At 45.2% G+C, this 15,624-nt stretch carries 18 protein-coding genes, 4 tRNA genes, 1 pseudogene and 1 riboswitch; of the genes and pseudogenes, 18 read left to right on the top strand and 5 right to left on the bottom strand.

Translation table 11 applies throughout. The features are described from left to right. Positions 1-15: 15 nt before the first annotated feature. The 4 genes from BUC05_RS21050 (at position 16) to BUC05_RS21035 (ending at position 410) form a co-directional block, all read left to right on the top strand. Positions 16-86, top strand: a tRNA-Gly gene (locus BUC05_RS21050). A 15-nt stretch (positions 87-101) separates the two neighbouring features. Beyond that, positions 102-175: transfer RNA gene (locus BUC05_RS21045), tRNA-Ile, on the top strand. 34 nt (positions 176-209) lie between these two features. Further along, positions 210-300: transfer RNA gene (locus BUC05_RS21040), tRNA-Ser, on the top strand. Between the two features lie 26 nt (positions 301-326). After that, positions 327-410, top strand: a tRNA-Leu gene (locus BUC05_RS21035). A gap of 25 nt (positions 411-435) precedes the next feature. Here BUC05_RS21035 and yidD read toward each other — a convergent pair. After that, the gene (gene yidD / locus BUC05_RS21030) at positions 436-678 is read right to left on the bottom strand and encodes a membrane protein insertion efficiency factor YidD (protein ID WP_011247349.1); all 243 of its coding nucleotides are present in this window, start codon (positions 676-678) and stop codon (positions 436-438) included. Positions 679-868: 190 nt separating this feature from the next. On the opposite strand from yidD, the gene comGC reads away from it, so the two are divergent. The 7 genes from comGC (at position 869) to BUC05_RS20995 (ending at position 3,427) form a co-directional block, all read left to right on the top strand. Then, positions 869-1,183 carry a competence type IV pilus major pilin ComGC gene (comGC, locus tag BUC05_RS21025; protein ID WP_011247348.1) on the top strand — a complete coding sequence of 105 codons (315 nt, stop codon included), beginning with the start codon at positions 869-871 and terminating at the stop codon, positions 1,181-1,183. Further along, entirely contained in the window at positions 1,161-1,601 is a 441-nt protein-coding gene (comGD, locus tag BUC05_RS21020) for a competence type IV pilus minor pilin ComGD (protein ID WP_160162515.1), read from the top strand. The genes comGC and comGD overlap by 23 nt, the downstream gene beginning before the upstream one ends. A gap of 13 nt (positions 1,602-1,614) precedes the next feature. Further along, positions 1,615-1,878 (top strand): hypothetical protein, encoded by a 264-nt coding sequence (locus tag BUC05_RS21015; RefSeq protein WP_035201667.1) that lies wholly within the window; start codon positions 1,615-1,617, stop codon positions 1,876-1,878. Beyond that, the gene (locus tag BUC05_RS21010; RefSeq protein WP_011247346.1) at positions 1,856-2,302 is read left to right on the top strand and encodes a competence type IV pilus minor pilin ComGF; all 447 of its coding nucleotides are present in this window, start codon (positions 1,856-1,858) and stop codon (positions 2,300-2,302) included. Before BUC05_RS21015 ends, BUC05_RS21010 begins: the two co-directional genes overlap by 23 nt. Next, positions 2,274-2,651, top strand: coding sequence for a competence type IV pilus minor pilin ComGG (locus BUC05_RS21005; protein ID WP_035201666.1), 378 nt, complete (start codon positions 2,274-2,276; stop codon positions 2,649-2,651). Before BUC05_RS21010 ends, BUC05_RS21005 begins: the two co-directional genes overlap by 29 nt. 52 nt (positions 2,652-2,703) lie before the next feature. Continuing rightward, on the top strand, positions 2,704-2,898 hold the full coding sequence (locus tag BUC05_RS21000; protein WP_011247344.1) for a YqzE family protein: 195 nt from the start codon (positions 2,704-2,706) through the stop codon (positions 2,896-2,898). Positions 2,899-3,184: 286 nt separating this feature from the next. Beyond that, the gene (locus tag BUC05_RS20995) at positions 3,185-3,427 is read left to right on the top strand and encodes a DUF2626 domain-containing protein (protein WP_011247343.1); all 243 of its coding nucleotides are present in this window, start codon (positions 3,185-3,187) and stop codon (positions 3,425-3,427) included. Positions 3,428-3,472: 45 nt separating this feature from the next. Here BUC05_RS20995 and BUC05_RS20990 read toward each other — a convergent pair whose 3' ends face one another. Next, positions 3,473-4,102, bottom strand: a complete 630-nt coding sequence (locus tag BUC05_RS20990; RefSeq protein WP_035201665.1) for an MBL fold metallo-hydrolase — start codon at positions 4,100-4,102, stop codon at positions 3,473-3,475. Positions 4,103-4,241: 139 nt separating this feature from the next. Here BUC05_RS20990 and BUC05_RS20985 point away from each other — a divergent pair, with 139 nt between their 5' ends. Then, positions 4,242-4,427: a DUF2759 family protein gene (locus BUC05_RS20985; protein WP_011247341.1), complete on the top strand. Its 186-nt coding sequence runs from the start codon at positions 4,242-4,244 to the stop codon at positions 4,425-4,427. A 63-nt stretch (positions 4,428-4,490) separates the two neighbouring features. On the opposite strand, the gene BUC05_RS20980 is transcribed toward BUC05_RS20985, so the two are convergent. After that, positions 4,491-5,288 (bottom strand): YqhG family protein, encoded by a 798-nt coding sequence (locus BUC05_RS20980; protein ID WP_035201664.1) that lies wholly within the window; start codon positions 5,286-5,288, stop codon positions 4,491-4,493. Further along, positions 5,275-6,954, bottom strand: a complete 1,680-nt coding sequence (locus BUC05_RS20975; RefSeq protein WP_011247339.1) for a DEAD/DEAH box helicase — start codon at positions 6,952-6,954, stop codon at positions 5,275-5,277. The genes BUC05_RS20980 and BUC05_RS20975 overlap by 14 nt, the downstream gene beginning before the upstream one ends. 161 nt (positions 6,955-7,115) lie before the next feature. Further along, a riboswitch (glycine riboswitch) is annotated at positions 7,116-7,209 on the top strand. 179 nt (positions 7,210-7,388) lie between these two features. Between BUC05_RS20975 and gcvT the strand changes: the two genes are divergently transcribed. Genes gcvT through gcvPB form a run of 3 tightly spaced genes read left to right on the top strand, consistent with a single transcriptional unit; the run spans position 7,389 to position 11,322 of the window. Then, positions 7,389-8,492, top strand: a complete 1,104-nt coding sequence (gene gcvT, locus BUC05_RS20970; RefSeq protein WP_073305935.1) for a glycine cleavage system aminomethyltransferase GcvT — start codon at positions 7,389-7,391, stop codon at positions 8,490-8,492. Between the two features lie 11 nt (positions 8,493-8,503). Continuing rightward, complete coding sequence (gene gcvPA / locus BUC05_RS20965; RefSeq protein ID WP_257006819.1) at positions 8,504-9,850, top strand: aminomethyl-transferring glycine dehydrogenase subunit GcvPA; 1,347 nt, start codon at positions 8,504-8,506, stop codon at positions 9,848-9,850. After that, positions 9,847-11,322 carry an aminomethyl-transferring glycine dehydrogenase subunit GcvPB gene (gene gcvPB / locus BUC05_RS20960; protein WP_073305933.1) on the top strand — a complete coding sequence of 492 codons (1,476 nt, stop codon included), beginning with the start codon at positions 9,847-9,849 and terminating at the stop codon, positions 11,320-11,322. The genes gcvPA and gcvPB overlap by 4 nt, the downstream gene beginning before the upstream one ends. A 59-nt stretch (positions 11,323-11,381) precedes the next feature. On the opposite strand, the gene BUC05_RS20955 is transcribed toward gcvPB, so the two are convergent. Next, positions 11,382-11,765 carry a rhodanese-like domain-containing protein gene (locus BUC05_RS20955; RefSeq protein WP_073305931.1) on the bottom strand — a complete coding sequence of 128 codons (384 nt, stop codon included), beginning with the start codon at positions 11,763-11,765 and terminating at the stop codon, positions 11,382-11,384. A gap of 176 nt (positions 11,766-11,941) precedes the next feature. On the opposite strand from BUC05_RS20955, the gene BUC05_RS20950 reads away from it, so the two are divergent. The 3 genes and pseudogenes from BUC05_RS20950 to BUC05_RS20940 all read left to right on the top strand — a co-directional run. Next, positions 11,942-12,775 carry a lipoate--protein ligase family protein gene (locus BUC05_RS20950; protein WP_011247334.1) on the top strand — a complete coding sequence of 278 codons (834 nt, stop codon included), beginning with the start codon at positions 11,942-11,944 and terminating at the stop codon, positions 12,773-12,775. 83 nt (positions 12,776-12,858) lie between these two features. After that, positions 12,859-15,159, top strand: a complete 2,301-nt coding sequence (helD, locus tag BUC05_RS20945; protein ID WP_084140112.1) for an RNA polymerase recycling motor HelD — start codon at positions 12,859-12,861, stop codon at positions 15,157-15,159. Positions 15,160-15,439: 280 nt separating this feature from the next. After that, positions 15,440-15,624, top strand: a pseudogene (locus BUC05_RS20940) (IS5/IS1182 family transposase); the annotation flags it as partial.

Raw genomic sequence — 15,624 nt, 5'->3', positions numbered from 1 at the left:
TAGTTATTAATATATGCGGGTGTAGTTTAGTGGTAAAACCTCAGCCTTCCAAGCTGATGATGTGAGTTCGATTCTCATCACCCGCTTTTCCTGTTTAGTAAGGGCCTGTAGCTCAGCTGGTTAGAGCGCACGCCTGATAAGCGTGAGGTCGGTGGTTCAAGTCCACTCAGGCCCATCACCTTACGGAAATAGGTTGGGCGCTTTGAATAGGAGAAGTACCCAAGTGGCTGAAGGGGCTCCCCTGCTAAGGGAGTAGGTCGCGTAAGCGGCGCGAGGGTTCAAATCCCTCCTTCTCCGCCATTTATGCTACAACTGAGCTTTGGTATGCGGGTGTGGCGGAATTGGCAGACGCGCTAGAATCAGGCTCTAGTGTCCTAACGGACGTGGGGGTTCAAGTCCCTTCACCCGCATTTCAAAAACTCTTTAAGCAACGGCTTAAGGAGTTTTTTTGTGTTTGGTATGTTGGCACTCAGGGACGGGATCAACGCCACCTGGATGAAAAGGATGGCATTTTAAAATTCGTTTTATGGCAAGGTAGCTCCCTTTAATGGCCCCGTGTGTTTCGATTGCTTCAATTCCATAGGCAGAGCAAGTTGGATAGAAGCGGCAGGATGGCGGGGTAAGCGGTGAAATAAACCGTTGGTAAAGACGGATGATTTGAATGAGGAGCTTGCGCATTTGTAACTTCCTTTCATTCTATATGCTTAAAGTATAGCAAAAAATAGCGGGCAGAAACAGCTATTGGCAATGGACAAAAATTTAGTCGTTTTGTGATGCAGGATTTTCGCTTGCTGTGTCTAATTGTATCGATAACCGGAAGCGAAAGGAGGGGCGCGTTTATTGGTAAATTCCTAATAGAAAGGTGTGAGTGAGGATAAAACGACTTAAAGATGAAAAAGGGTTTACGTTGATTGAAATGCTTGTTGTGTTGATGATTATATCTGTTCTCCTTTTAATTGCCTTGCCGAATATGACAAAAAATACAGACTTGGCTGGCGACAAAAGTTGTGATGCTACACGAAAACTCGTTCAGACACAAGTGTCCGCTTATGAAGTTGAACATGGGCAATTGCCTCGCTCCCTTGATACTCTTGTTCAAGAAGGGTATGTTGACCAAGTAACTTGTGCTTCAGGAAAAACACTCCGCTTAGATGGAAAAAATGTTATCATCGTTTCGGGCTGATGATGGCTTTACGTTTATTGAATTACTCCTCACGATCTTGCTTCTGTCTGTATTGCTTCTCCTTCCTATTGTTTATATTTCCGAAAACGAACCGATTAATGAAGAAAAAGCAGCTATTGCCAAACTCCGGGAAGACCTTGTTCTTGCTCAGCATATTGCGATGACAGAAGGAAAAAAGGTAACGGTATCCTTTGAAGAAGACCGGTTAGTGGTGTTTGCTGAGAAAAAAGAGCATAGCACGTTCCGTTATCCACTTGTACTCGAAATGGAAACGGTGACTATGTCTATTAACGATGTTGTTTTTTTGGAAAACGGCCATCCGCAAAGATCCGGTTCTTGGAATGTAGCGACTTCACATGTTACAGCTAGGTTCAGCCTTCAGATCGGAAAGGGGCGTGTGTCTTATCGGGAATTGTAAGGGCTTTGTGTTAATGGAAGCGTTAATTGGCTTAGGCTTATTGGCTTTGGCCACTGCGTTTCTGGTGCCCCTTTACGCGTGGGTCTATGACGCGCGAAACAAATTAGCTGATGAGATGACGATGCTTGTTGCTCTTGAGGAAAAGCGCCATCATTACTATTTCCAACAGGGCAGCCAAGACTGGCAAGGTACGGCCTATGACAATATTTTGATGTATTGCGAGGAAAGTGTGGTGAAGGCAAACAGCCAGCTTTGTGTATACACGCTTAAAAAATGAGGGCGGTTTTACATTAATCGAGCATATAATTGGCTTGCTTGTGCTATCAGTTGTTGTATTTTGCTTGCCGTCGCTATTGCAGCTAGCCGGTTACAGCGATCCTGGTGAACCGTTTGACGCACAGCCTTTTTTAAACCATGTAACTAAAGAAGCAAAAGAAGCTGAACTCATCACTTGGAAGGACGACGCCTTGTTGATTTATAAGGATGGGTCAGCTGTTAGTTATGAGTGGCGGCCACAAAAACGGATCCAACGTTTTCGAGACGGCAAGGGGGTGGTCATAATGGCAGAAGCAGTTGAACGGTTTGGCTGCGAGAAAGCTGGTTATGGCTTAAGCTGTTCGATTACTTTTGAAAATGGGAAAACGACTACACGTTCGTTTTGGACGGCAAAGGATGTGGCTTTCAATTTTCATAAAAAATGAACGAGGCGCTATTTTGCCGCTGACATTGTTGACATTCCTTGTACTGGGCGGCTATTTTTCTTATCAATTGTTCCATTATGAACGGGAGCGCCTCTTTTATGAACAACAGCTCCAATTGCTTGAATTGGAAAATGCCCTGCAATTGGCGGTTTTGGATATTCTGGCAAGCGAGGGAGATGAAACTGAAGACAAACACTATCCAATGGGGACGGTGTCGATTGTGCAGCAGGCTAAGGAGGACAAGAGCGTTTATGAGCTTGAAGCAACTTTGAAGAATGGTGCTACAAGAAAAGCGCGTTTGGCTGTCAATGCCGATTGGGAAATGGTTTCATATGAAGAAGGGCTGTAATTTTGTCTGAATGGCGAACAAACTGGTTACACTAAACAGTGAGGTGAAGCAAATGACATTCCAGGATTTGTTGAAGTTTGCGACACAGGAAGCGGTGAAGCGAATGGAAAAACCAAAAGCTATACGGCAAGAGGAGCGCAGCAAACGAAAGGCGGAAAAACAACCACTTTCTAATTGGGCATTTGGCGTGTTGCCGATGGCTGTTTCAATCACCAGGCGTCGATTGAAAGAAGGAAGGCGCAGTTAGCGTTTAAGGTGTCGATAATATCACTCAGACTGATAGAAAGCGCTTGTCAGCTGAGATGCCAAACGGAGTGAAGATGCGAATAGAACAGGAAGTCAGGAGCAGTGGTTATCTTGCGCATGGAACGCCAGTCTCAAAGCATCTGAGCGAAGGGAGCATTGAAGGATGCAAGCGTTTGTCTACAGTCTGAGGCTTTAGCGTGTGCTTCCTTTTAAGAAAGCATTTACAAAAAATCGGCTTAGCGTATATAATGAAAGAGATGATCGCTTAAAGAAGGAGGGCAAAGAGCATGGATCGCATGTTTCGGGTTTTAGGATTTTGGACGGGCATATTTGCGGTATTATTTTATATTGGGCATATGAATGAAATGGCTTTGCTGTTTTTTGCGCAAACCGTCATTTTGATTGCGCTAGGCTACCTAGGGCTGTCTGAGAGGGTATATGTTTATATTTTTGCTGGCTATTGCACGTTATTTTTTGTTGGCTTCACGTATTATTCCGTGTTTATCCTTGTTCCAAGTTTCGGACATTAACCTACATATGCAAAAACAGCTGCTTTACATGGTAAAGCAGCTGTTTTAATAGCCGTTCAGAAACGGATTGTGGTCCATTTCTTGGCCTATCGTTGTCAACGGCCCATGTCCAGAAGCGACGATGGTTTCTTCTGGGAGTGTTAGCAGTTTGTTGTGTATGCTTTGCACTAATAATTCGTGGTTGCCGCCGAAAAGGTCGGTTCGGCCAATTCCTTGTTGAAAGAGGGCATCGCCAGAAAAGACAATGTTTTCATCGGCAACATAGTAAGATACGCTCCCAGGAGAATGGCCAGGCGTATGAAAAAGCTTGAAAGAAAAAGAACCGACTTTCAGCGTGCCTTCATCCTTGAGCAAGTGATCTGCAGGCTTTGTTTTAATCGGCTGTCTTCCCATTCGAGCTGAACCATTTTTCAAAGGGTCTAACAGCCATTGTTTTTCTGCTTCATGAAGATAGACAGGACAGGCAAATGCTTGTCTGACTTCTTCTAGTGCGCCAATGTGGTCAAAATGGGCATGTGTAAGCAAAATCGCCTGTGGTGTTAATTTTTGTTCGCGTATCCAGTTGACAAATGCAGCTCCGTCGCCGCCTGGGTCAAACAGTACAGCCTCTTTTTCCTCGTTGTAGAGGACATAGGCATTTGTTTGTAAAGGGCCAAGGGGGATTTGTGTATACATGTCTGCCTCCTAATGGTTTCTTTATGTTCTACGATACATCGTAAAAACGTGATTCTGCAAGGAAGGCGACTCGACAAATGGCATGAAAACGGGTACAATAAAAACGACCATACATACTAGTAAAATGGAGGCTTTCGCTATGGTTTTAGCCATCTTGTTTCTCTTAATCGCCATTCTGTCTGTCTTTGGCGGAATTGTGAGCGTAAAAAGGAAAAATTTCTTTGCTGCTGGCTTTAGTGGCGTGGCTGTTATCGTATTTGGATTTTTTTCAATTGCAACATTGTACGCGATTATTTTTCAAGGCACCGGCGTACCTCTCGAATAAGAACGTACAAAACAGAAGCCCATTTCCGTCCTATTCGGTAATGGGCTTCTAGCATGTATATGATTAATGGAACATTTGCTGATGTAAATAAAAGATGCCGCCATTGACGAGAGAAACTTTGATTCTCGGCTCATATAATTCTTTTAACGCTTGTTTTTCAGCGACATAGCTTTCTGGTTTGTCTTCTTCTTGCTCATAAAAAGCTTCAAGCAATGCATCATCGCTTTCCCACCGCTCCATTGCCGATTTCGCCCAATCCTTTGGTTCTTGCTCAGCAAACGTACGAATCATTTTTTGCAGGCGCTTCATTCCCGACTCGACCCGAATCATTGGTGATAATGTAAAACAATAATCTGGGATTTTTGGTGTGAGTGTTAGAGACTCAAGCCTTTCAAAAAACTGTGGCACAATTTGTCCATGGATGAGGTTTAAGCCAAGCGAAAGCAAAACATCTTTTTTGCGGTCGCATTGAAACGCTACGTTGGCATTCATGCAAAGCCACGGATGTAAAGGGTGTGAGCTTTGTCCTACAGGCTGTTTTTGTTCATACATACGGACGAATGCGCCAAGTTTCTTGGCTGATTGGAAAATTTGTGCTAACCGGACTGAACCAAAATGAACCGGTTCGCCTTTAATGCCTTCTGGACAGCGGTTGTTGTCCGTAATGAGTGTTAACGTCATCGGATTTGGCACACCACCAGTCTTTTCTAAATAATGCCAGTAAAAAGGGCGGTTCATCAGCTCTTTATCCAGTTCAACCGAGAGCTGGACTTTCAGGTGACTTGGCGATTCTTCTAGAATGGGACTGCCATTTGCAAGAAAGTAACGGCGCAAGTATTGATGGATATCAGGCGGTCTCATGGCCATCGTCCTCCTTTCCTTTTTCAGCGCGGAGTTCTTCTTGTGCGTCCGTCATAATCGCAGCTAAGTGATCAAATTTAATTTTCATTTCACCATCTGAAGTAGACTGGGCCATGACGGATTGCACATACTCTTCTATTTCAGGTAGATCAATTCTTGCTAGAATGTCATCTAATTCACCGATCACAGACTCAAACAAATGGATTTTCTCGTAAAGCAGCTCAAGAATATGTTGCTCAACTGTATGTTGGACAGCAAAATTATAGATGCGGACATCATGCTCTTGACCGAGGCGATGCAAACGGCCAATTCGCTGTTCGACACGCATAGGATTCCAAGGCAAGTCATAGTTGATAATATGGTGGCAAAATTGAAGGTTGATTCCTTCTCCTCCTGCCTCAGTGGCGATCAGCACTTGTGCATGTTTTTGGAATAGCTCCCGCATCCAATCTTTTTTGCCGCGTTTGAACCCACCGCGAAAGGGCACGCTTGTAATGCCATGTTGTTTTAAAAACCATTGCAAGTACAGTTGGGTGGCGCGGTATTCGGTGAAAATGATGACTTTGTCATCAATTTTTTGAATCAATTCGAGTGCTTTTTCGGCCTTGGCGTGGCCATCAACTGCAGTCGCTTCGTTGAGCAATTCGACAATCGCCCCTGTCTCTTTTTCCTCTTGTTCGTATTTATCAATCATGTTTTTCAGCGTAACAAAGACCGCTTCGCGGCTAGAACATAATTCTCGCTTTAACGTAAGCAACGTAAAATGGTTGATCGTGCCGTGTAACGATTCAAGCTTTTCATAAAAGTTTCGTTCACTTTGGCTAAATGTAATCGGCACTGTATTAACGACTCGTTTGGTCCATTCAATCCCTGTTTCCTCACGACGGTTGCGAACCATTACTTTTTGCATGAGGGCACGGAGCTGTTCATCATTTTTTGCGGAACGGTTATTGGCCCGGTATTGCTGTTTAAAGCTCTCGATATTGCCAAGGTGGCCGGGCTTTAATAAAGACACTAAATTAAAAATTTCCTCCAGCTTGTTTTGTACAGGCGTTGCTGTTAACAGCAGGCAAAACTTCTTTTTCAACAAACGGATAAACTCGTAGTTTTTTGTTTTCGGGTTTTTTAGTTTATGGGCTTCATCGATAATGACCATATCGTATGGCTGGGCGAGCACAATCTCACGGTGTGGCTGGCGTTTTGCTGTGTCAATCGAGGCGACGACCACGTCGCATTGCTCCCACACATATGCTTTTTTTTGCGGAATCGCAGGAATGTAAAATTTGCTGTTTAGCTCGATCGCCCATTGTGACACGAGTGATGCTGGCACTAAAATAAGCGCTTTTTTGACTAGGCCGCGAATCATATACTCTTTTAAAATTAGACCCGCTTCAATTGTTTTGCCTAGTCCAACTTCGTCTGCGAGAATCGCTTTGCCATTCATTTTTTCGATCACGGTTTGCGCGGCTTCAAGCTGGTGCTCGTAAGGTTGTAAAGCCGGCAAATAACGGGGCGCAAGCAATCCTTGAAAGTCGGGGATTTGCTCGTGTTGTTCTGCTTCATATGCGAGTTTGAACGTTTCAAAGTTAGACCATGGCCCGTCGTCGGCCAAACGTTGTAAGAACCGAACATTCCAACTATCATCAAAGTTAATGTTAATATCCAAGTCGGTCACATCCTTTATTTCTTGGAAATTGCCGCCGCATTTTTCAAAAAATCTGTTGCGAAACGGACGATCGGTTGTTAGGATAAGAAGTGAACATGTCGTCTGTTTAGTATGTACATATTCCAATCATTTGATTCGGCAAACGCAACTGAATAAAGCGGATGATGGTAAAGGGAGAGACTGGGCATTTACGCCCAGCGCCGAAGGAGCAAGCATTTTGCGAATCTCTCAGGCAAAGAAGACTTTTACTTGACGCATCTCTGGAGAGCGCTTTTTATAAGCCACCTACGAAGACAATTCGGCTTTTGGCCGAGGGAAACTTTCTGGTTCAAGGACAGGGTATACACAGCTTGTGTTTGCCGTGTCCTTTTTTCGTCTATTGAGGGGACTTATATGACTCAATGGCATGGTTTAAAAATCGAGGAGGGTTCTTTATGGAGACTAAGCTGTTACGAACACCGCTTTATGAACTTTACGATCAGGCAGGAGCGAAAACGGTTGACTTTGGCGGCTGGGAATTGCCCGTTTCCTTTTCAGGAATTAAAAAAGAGCATCACGCCGTTCGAAACGCTGCTGGGCTTTTTGATGTTTCCCATATGGGCGAATTGCTTGTGGATGGGCCTGATGCGTTAAACAGTTTGCAAGCACTAGTAACGAACGACTTGTCGAAATTGCAAGATAACCAAGCCCAATACAATGCAATGTGTACGGAATCAGGGGGGACGGTTGATGATTTAATTGTTTACCGCCGCAATGAAAATGCGTATTTGCTTGTGCTCAATGCGGCCAACATTCAATCAGATATTGAATGGATTCGCGCCCATGTATCGGGGCAAGTGACCCTTACAGACATTTCTAATGAAACAGCTTTGCTAGCTGTCCAAGGTCCAAAAGCATTAGCGGTTTTGCAGACGTTGACGGATGAGCCTCTGTCTGAGATTCGCCCGTTCCGCTTTGAAGAAAACGTTATGTTCGCAGCGATCCCTGTATTAGCTTCCAGGACAGGCTACACAGGCGAAGATGGCTTCGAGCTTTACGTAAAAGCAGGCGATGCGGCTGAACTTTGGCGGGCGATTTTAGCAGCGGGCGAACCGTTTGGTCTTCTGCCATGTGGGTTAGGAGCCCGTGATACGTTGCGTTTTGAAGCGCGGTTGCCATTATACGGGCAAGAGCTGACAAAAGACATTAGCCCCATTGAAGCTGGCATCGGTTTCGCAGTTAAGACTGATAAACAGGCTGCTTTTATTGGCCAACAAGCGCTTAAAAAGCAAAAAGAACAAGGGCCGAGCCGCAAGCTAGTCGGAATTGAAATGGTGGATCGGGGAATTCCAAGGACTGGGTACCGTGTCTTTTATCAAGGGCAGGACGTCGGCTTTGTCACGAGCGGCACGCAATCGCCAACGCTTGGCAAAAATGTCGGTCTCGTACTTGCCAAAGCTGATGCGGCAGCTATTGACACGGAACTTGAAGTAGAAGTACGAGGCAAACGCCTCCGTGCTCGAGTCGTAAAAACGCCGTTTTACAAGCGTACGAAATAGGAGGGGTAACTGTGAATACACACCGCTATTTGCCGATGACAGAGGAAGATAAAAAAGAAATGCTTGCTACAATCGGCGTTGATTCGATTGAGGCGTTGTTTGCCGATATTCCAGAGTCGACCCGTTTTAAAGGCCAACTTGCAATAGAGGCAGCGTTGAAAGAGCCAGAATTAATCGCTCATTTTCAAAAGCTTGCTGATGAAAACCAATCGATTAAAACGTACACGTCCTTTTTAGGGGCAGGCGTCTACGAGCATTATATCCCGTCGATTGTTGACCATGTGATTTCTAGGTCTGAATTTTATACAGCTTATACACCGTATCAACCGGAAATTTCCCAAGGTGAGTTGCAAGCCATTTTTGAATTTCAAACAATGATTTGCGAACTAACTGGCATGGATATTGCCAACTCTTCTATGTATGATGGGCCTACTGCACTTGCTGAAGCAGCGATGTTATCGTGTGGGCATACAAAAAAGAAGACGATTCTTGTTTCAAAAGCTGTCCATCCAGAGGCACGGGCCGTTTTGAAAACGAATGCGTACGGGCAACGTTTGAATGTCATTGAAATTGACGCTAATGCGAATGTGACTGATATCGAGTCATTAAAGGCGGCTTACAATGAAGAGGTTGCTTGTGTCATTGTCCAACACCCTAACTTTTATGGCAGCCTTGAACCTCTTGCTGAAATCGAGGAAATTGTCCATCAAGGCAAAGCTCAATTTGTTGTTTCCAGCAACCCGCTTGCCCTTGGTGTCTTAAAGCCTCCTGGCGACTTTGGGGCGGACATTGTCGTTGGCGATGCACAACCGTTTGGGATTCCGGTTCAATTTGGCGGACCTCATTGCGGCTATTTTGCGACAACGAAAAAATTAATGCGTAAAATCCCTGGAAGGCTCGTAGGGCAAACCGTCGACGAAGAAGGGCGGAGAGGTTTTGTTCTGACGTTACAAGCCCGTGAACAGCATATTCGCCGTGAGAAAGCAACCTCTAATATTTGCTCGAACCAGGCGCTTAATGCATTGGCTGCATCTGTGGCGATGACTGCCCTTGGCAAGCAAGGTGTGAAAGAAATGGCAAAACAAAATGTCCAAAAAAGCGCTTATTTAAAAAAGCAGCTTAGTCTTGCAGGCGTTGACGTAGTAGGCGACGGGCCCACATTTAATGAATTTGTCATCAACTGCGGCCAGCCTGTCAAAGACGTAAATCGCCAATTGCTGGAAAAAGGCATGATCGGTGGTTTTGATCTCGGCAGTGTCGAGCCAGAACGGAACGGGCAAATGCTCGTTTGCGTGACAGAACTGCGCACAAAAGAAGAGTTGGATCTCTTCGCGAACGAAATGGGGGCGCTCGTATGACACAAGCAAAAGATGTTGCATTGATTTTTGAATTAAGCAAACAAGGACGCGTTGGCCATAGTTTGCCTAACTTGGATATTGAAGAGCAGCCGCTTGAATCGCTGCTCCCTGAAGCATATGTACGTGAGGAAGAGCCTGAGCTGCCTGAAGTGTCTGAGTTGCAAATTATGCGCCATTACACCGCTTTATCAAAACGGAACCATGGCGTTGACTCTGGTTTTTACCCACTTGGTTCGTGCACCATGAAGTACAATCCGAAAATCAATGAAGACATTGCCCGTTTGCCTGGTTTGGTGCATGTCCATCCTTACCAGCCGGAGGAGCAAGTACAAGGATCGCTGAAGATGCTCTATTCGTTGCAAACCGCACTTGCGGAAATTACAGGCATGGATGAAGTGACATTGCAACCAGCAGCAGGAGCCCATGGTGAATGGACAGGGTTAATGATGATCCGCGCTTATCATGAGGCGAATGGCGATAAGAAGCGTACGAAAGTGGTCGTTCCTGATTCGGCCCATGGGACGAACCCAGCCTCGGCGACTGTTGCTGGCTTTGAATCAGTGACAGTACGTACCAATGAAGCAGGGCTTGTCGATTTAGACCATTTACGTGAAGTGGTCAACGAGGAAACGGCTGCCCTTATGCTGACCAATCCGAATACGCTTGGCTTGTTTGAAGCAGACATACAGGAAATGGCTGATATCATTCATCGTGCAGGAGGAAAGCTGTACTATGATGGAGCCAACTCCAATGCGATACTAGGCATCGCTAGACCAGGGGATATGGGTTTTGATGTAGTCCACTTGAATTTGCATAAGACGTTTACAGGCCCACATGGGGGCGGCGGTCCAGGCTCAGGACCAGTGGGCGTCAAAAAAGAGTTGGTTCCCTTTTTGCCTAAGCCAGTGTTAGTCAACGATAACGGCTTTTTCCGCTTTGATGCTGATCGGCCACAATCAATTGGCCGTGTAAAACCGTATTACGGGAATTATGGCATTAACTTGCGCGCCTACACGTATATTCGCACAATTGGTCCAGACGGATTGCGGCAAGTCTCTGAAAACGCTGTGTTAAATGCCAATTATATGATGCGCCGGCTAGAATCCTATTATGATTTGCCGTATGCACAACATTGTAAACATGAATTTGTTCTATCGGGCAAACGCCAGAAGAAACTTGGCGTACGGACGCTTGATATAGCGAAGCGGCTTCTTGATTTTGGCTATCATCCGCCTACTATCTATTTTCCGCTTAACGTCGAAGAATGTATGATGATTGAGCCAACTGAAACGGAATCAAAAGAGACGCTGGATGAGTTTATTGAAGCGATGATTCAAATTGCCAAAGAAGCAGAGGAATCGCCAGAACTTGTCCAAGAAGCGCCACACCATACGGTCATTAAGCGCTTAGACGAAACACTTGCAGCGCGCAAACCGATTTTGCGCTATGAAATGAAAAAAGAAACGGTTTAAAATGAGAAAGCAGCCGAGGCACAAGGGGCCTGGCTGCTTTTTTCAAAACAAGTGGTTCATTATTTCTTTTTGACTTTGCCTGTCCAGTTGCGGAAGCCGCCTTTTAAATAAGAAATGTCTTGGACGCCCCGCTTTTTCCGCAGAAATTTTGCCGCTTGTTTGCTTCGTGTGCCTGATTGGCAATACAGATAGACGGGCTGGTCTTGGCGGATTTCGCTTAACCGCTGCCGCATTTGTGAGAGCGGAATATTGCGCGCTCCTAAAATATGGCCCCCCTCATATTCCCGTGTTTCCCGCACGTCAATTAGCTGTGCTTTGCGGTAGCCTTTAATAAATTCGTCTTGGCTCAATGTCTTCAAATACTTCGGTTTGTAAAAACGAGATGCAATAAAAACGATGAGCACAACTGTGAGGACAATAAGAATGATTGTTTGTGCATCCATAATATGAGGCTAGATTCTCCTTTTGCAATATCGACTATCATTATTATAAGCGTGGGTCTCCTTTTTTTCAATAATTGTAGCAGGCAGGAGAAGTGGCTTTTATGCTTACGGAGAATTCCTTAGTTTGGTAAACTAATAGAGGAATGTAGCAGACACTAGGAAAAGGAAGCGATTTTATGAGTGAAGTATGGCGCTTTATTGATTCAAAAAAACAAGGGCCTGCTTATAATATGGCCCTAGACGAGGCGTTGTTGAATTGGCACAGCGAAGGAAAAATCCCCCCGACTATTCGTTTTTATGGCTGGGAACCTGCGACGTTGTCAATTGGTTATTTTCAGCGTGTCGCCAAAGAAATCCGAATGGAAGCTGTTAGAGAAAAACAGCTCGGCTTTGTGCGCCGCCCTACAGGAGGGCGCGGCGTGTTGCATGAACATGAGTTAACGTATAGCGTGATTGTGTCAGAAGCCCATCCAGCTATGCCAAAGACAGTTACCGAAGCATACCGCGTCATTTCCACAGGGTTGCTTGAAGGATTTAAAGCATTGGGCCTCAATGCTTATTTTGCTGTTCCTGATAGCGAAAAAGAGCGTGAAGCATTAAAGAAGCCAAGGTCTGCCGTTTGTTTTGACGCCCCGTCCTATTATGAATTAGTCGTGGAAGGGAAAAAAATCGCCGGGAGTGCGCAAACGCGGCAAAAAGGCGTGATATTACAGCATGGTTCGATTCTACTAGATATTGACGAAGAGAAATTGTTTGATTTATTCCAGTATCGAAGCGACCGGTTGAGGGAGAGGATGCAACGCGCTTTTTCGCAAAAAGCCGTGGCGATTAACGCCCTTAGAAAGGAACCTGTCACATTAGACGAGGCAAGCCGAGCGTTTAAACAAGGGTTCGAGAAAGGCCTAGGCATTCAATTGGTCCCTTATCAGTTAAGTGAATCGGAAGAAAAGGAAGTCCAATTGTTAGCGAAAAGCCGTTATGAGAGCGATGAATGGAATTTCCGCCGTTAATTCGCTACTTGAATGGCTGAATCGCGCTATGCTAAGATAAACGTTGACTCTTTTTGAAAGCCCTGTGGAAAGGACGTGTTGCTTTGCAATACGAAAAAGAACGCGCCGCTTATATACATGCATTTATCAGGACAAAACAAGCGATGCTCCGTGAACAATTGGAAGGCGTAGCGGGCGATGAAATGGAATTGAAGGAAACGTTTTGGGATCATGTCACCGTCAACTTTTCCAATAGCCACGAGATTCAAGAAACGATTTCCAGCATTAAACAACAAGCCGAACTTTTACATGAACGGGAACGTAGTGGCGCACTAATTAAAAAACAAATGCGGACGTTGCGACGGTTAGCTGATTCTCCCTACTTTGGCCGAATAGATTTAAAGATCGAAGGCGAAGATCAGGCGGAACCGATTTACATTGGCCTCGCCTCGCTAATGGATGAAAACGATAGCGATTTTCTCATTTATGACTGGCGTGCCCCGATTTCTAGCGTCTATTATGACTCAGAAATTGGCCCTGTTACCTATACGGCGCCAGCGGGTACGGTCAAAGGGGTGTTAGAGAACAAGCGGCAATATGTGTTTCGCCGTGGCGAGTTAAAAGCCATGTTTGATACATCGCTTGCGATTGGTGACGAACGTTTAAAGGAATCTCTTAGCGAAGGCGCTTCCCGTTATATGAAAACGATTGTTTCCACGATTCAAAAAGAACAAAACCAAGCCATACGTGATGAAAAAAGCCGGTATTTGGTTATACAAGGAGTAGCAGGCAGCGGAAAAACGTCTGTGGCGATGCAGCGTGCTGCTTATTTGCTTTTTCGCCATCGTTCTCACATCGAAGCAAACCAACTTGTTTTGTTTTCGCCGAATGAGTTGTTTTCCAGTTATGTGTCGACTGTTCTTCCTGAGTTAGGCGAAGAAAATATGAAGCAATTGACGTTTCGTGGTTACCTTTATAAGCGACTTGGGCGTGTGTATGAAGTAGAAGACGGATTTGCCCAGCTTGAATATATACTAGGCGCAGCTAAAGGCGAGTTGTACCGAACGCGAATGAGAAGCATTGCTGTAAAATCAGGACGTGCATTTAAAGAAAAACTGGATGCTTTCATTGAAAAGCTGAAAGAAGGGGGACTATTCTTTAAAGACATCCGTTTTCGCAAAAAGACACTGATACCAAAAGAAGATATTGAAACGTATTTTTATTGCTTGGACCACGGCATTCCTTTGCAAAATCGGCTTAGGCTCACTGGGGAATGGTTGCTAAAAGAGATCGCCAAACAAGAAGGGAAAGAACGTTCTGAAGCATGGGTCGAAAAAGCCCGTGAGCTGTTAGACAATGAAACACTGCTGCGAACGCACTGGGAAGTAGAAAAGGCAACTGCAAACGAAGAGGGGTTCGGTACCCAGGAAAGACAAGAACAACTCATTGCTAAACAACTGGTGCGCGAGGCGTTTGAGCCATTGAAAAAGCGGATAAAAGCGCTGGCTTTTATCGATAGTGAAAAGCTATACGAACAATTTTTGTTTGATGATTGCCATCGGGATACGGAGGGGTTTGCTGCCGTTGCCTTATGGTCTAGCAGTGAAATTAGTAAAAAGCGGATGCCTTATGAAGATGCAACGCCTTTTCTCTATTTACAGGACCGTATTAAAGGGTTACAAGTAGACCGGTCCATTAAACACGTCTTCATTGATGAAGCACAGGATTACACTCATTTTCAGCTCGTCTATATGCAAATGCTCTATCCAGCCGCCCATTTTACAATTGTCGGCGACGTCAGCCAGACGCTTTATTTCCACGGACCAAACCAAACAGGCTTAATCGGTGGCGACGAGGCTGATGCCAAATACATGGCGTTCTATAAAAGCTACCGTTCTACTGAAGCCATTATTCGTTTTGCTCGGGAGATGCTGCCGAATCCAGAGGAGATTATCCCGTTTGAACGGCCAGGTGATGTGCCTGTTTTAGTGAAGGGAACAAGCCGCCAAGCTTTAATAAAGCCTGTTAAAGAATGGGTGGAACAAATGGGAGAGAGAGGCTACAGGACGGTTGCCGTAATCGTCAAAACGGCGAAAGAAGCAAACGATGTCCATGCCCAACTGAGCGAATGGCTCGACATTCAGCTCGTGGCCAAAGACCATCATGAATACAAAGAAGGAGCAGTCGTTTTGCCTGTTTACTTGGCGAAAGGAATTGAATTTGATGCAGTCGGCGTATTTGATGCGTCTGCAAGCCATTATGCTTCTTCCCAAGAACGGTACCACCTTTACACAGCATGCACACGGGCGATGGACCACTTAACCGTTTTTGCCGCAGGCGAATGGTCACCATGGCTGAAGCCGATCCCGTCCCATCTTTATGAAGAAAAACAAGCGCTCTCCTAACGGAAGCGCTTGTTTCAGCCTGTAGACAAACGCTCGCATACTTCGTCATTTGTCTCGGTCATATGTTCATGAACACTTGTTCTATTCACATCTTCCCTCGCCTGCATTCCTCGTCTGACAAGCGTTTTCTATCAGCTGACGGAGTTGTCCCAAAAGGTCATAGATAAATGACCTTTTGGGGTGGCTTTTTTGCATTTAGATAAAAAAGCACAAAAAAACCGCCCAATCGTTTAAAATGAAGGTACCACTACCAAAATTCAAACGAAAGCAGGCGATTTTTTTGCGTAACCCAAAGGTCACTTTCCAAGAGTATACCATGAATCAACTCTATCTGCCTATGGATTTTTCCGATCTTATCCCCGAACATCATGTCGCGCGTGTGGTCAGTGACGTGGTGGATGGGTTGGATGACGATTTCTTTGTTCGCGCGTATGAAGGTGGAGGCAGACCCGCCTATCATCCGAA

It is taken from the genome of Shouchella rhizosphaerae (assembly GCF_900142675.1).
GTDB lineage: Bacteria > Bacillota > Bacilli > Bacillales > Bacillaceae_D > Shouchella > Shouchella rhizosphaerae.
The sequence above is the reverse complement of the archived record's forward strand: the minus strand, read 5'-3'. Positions and strand labels throughout refer to the sequence as shown.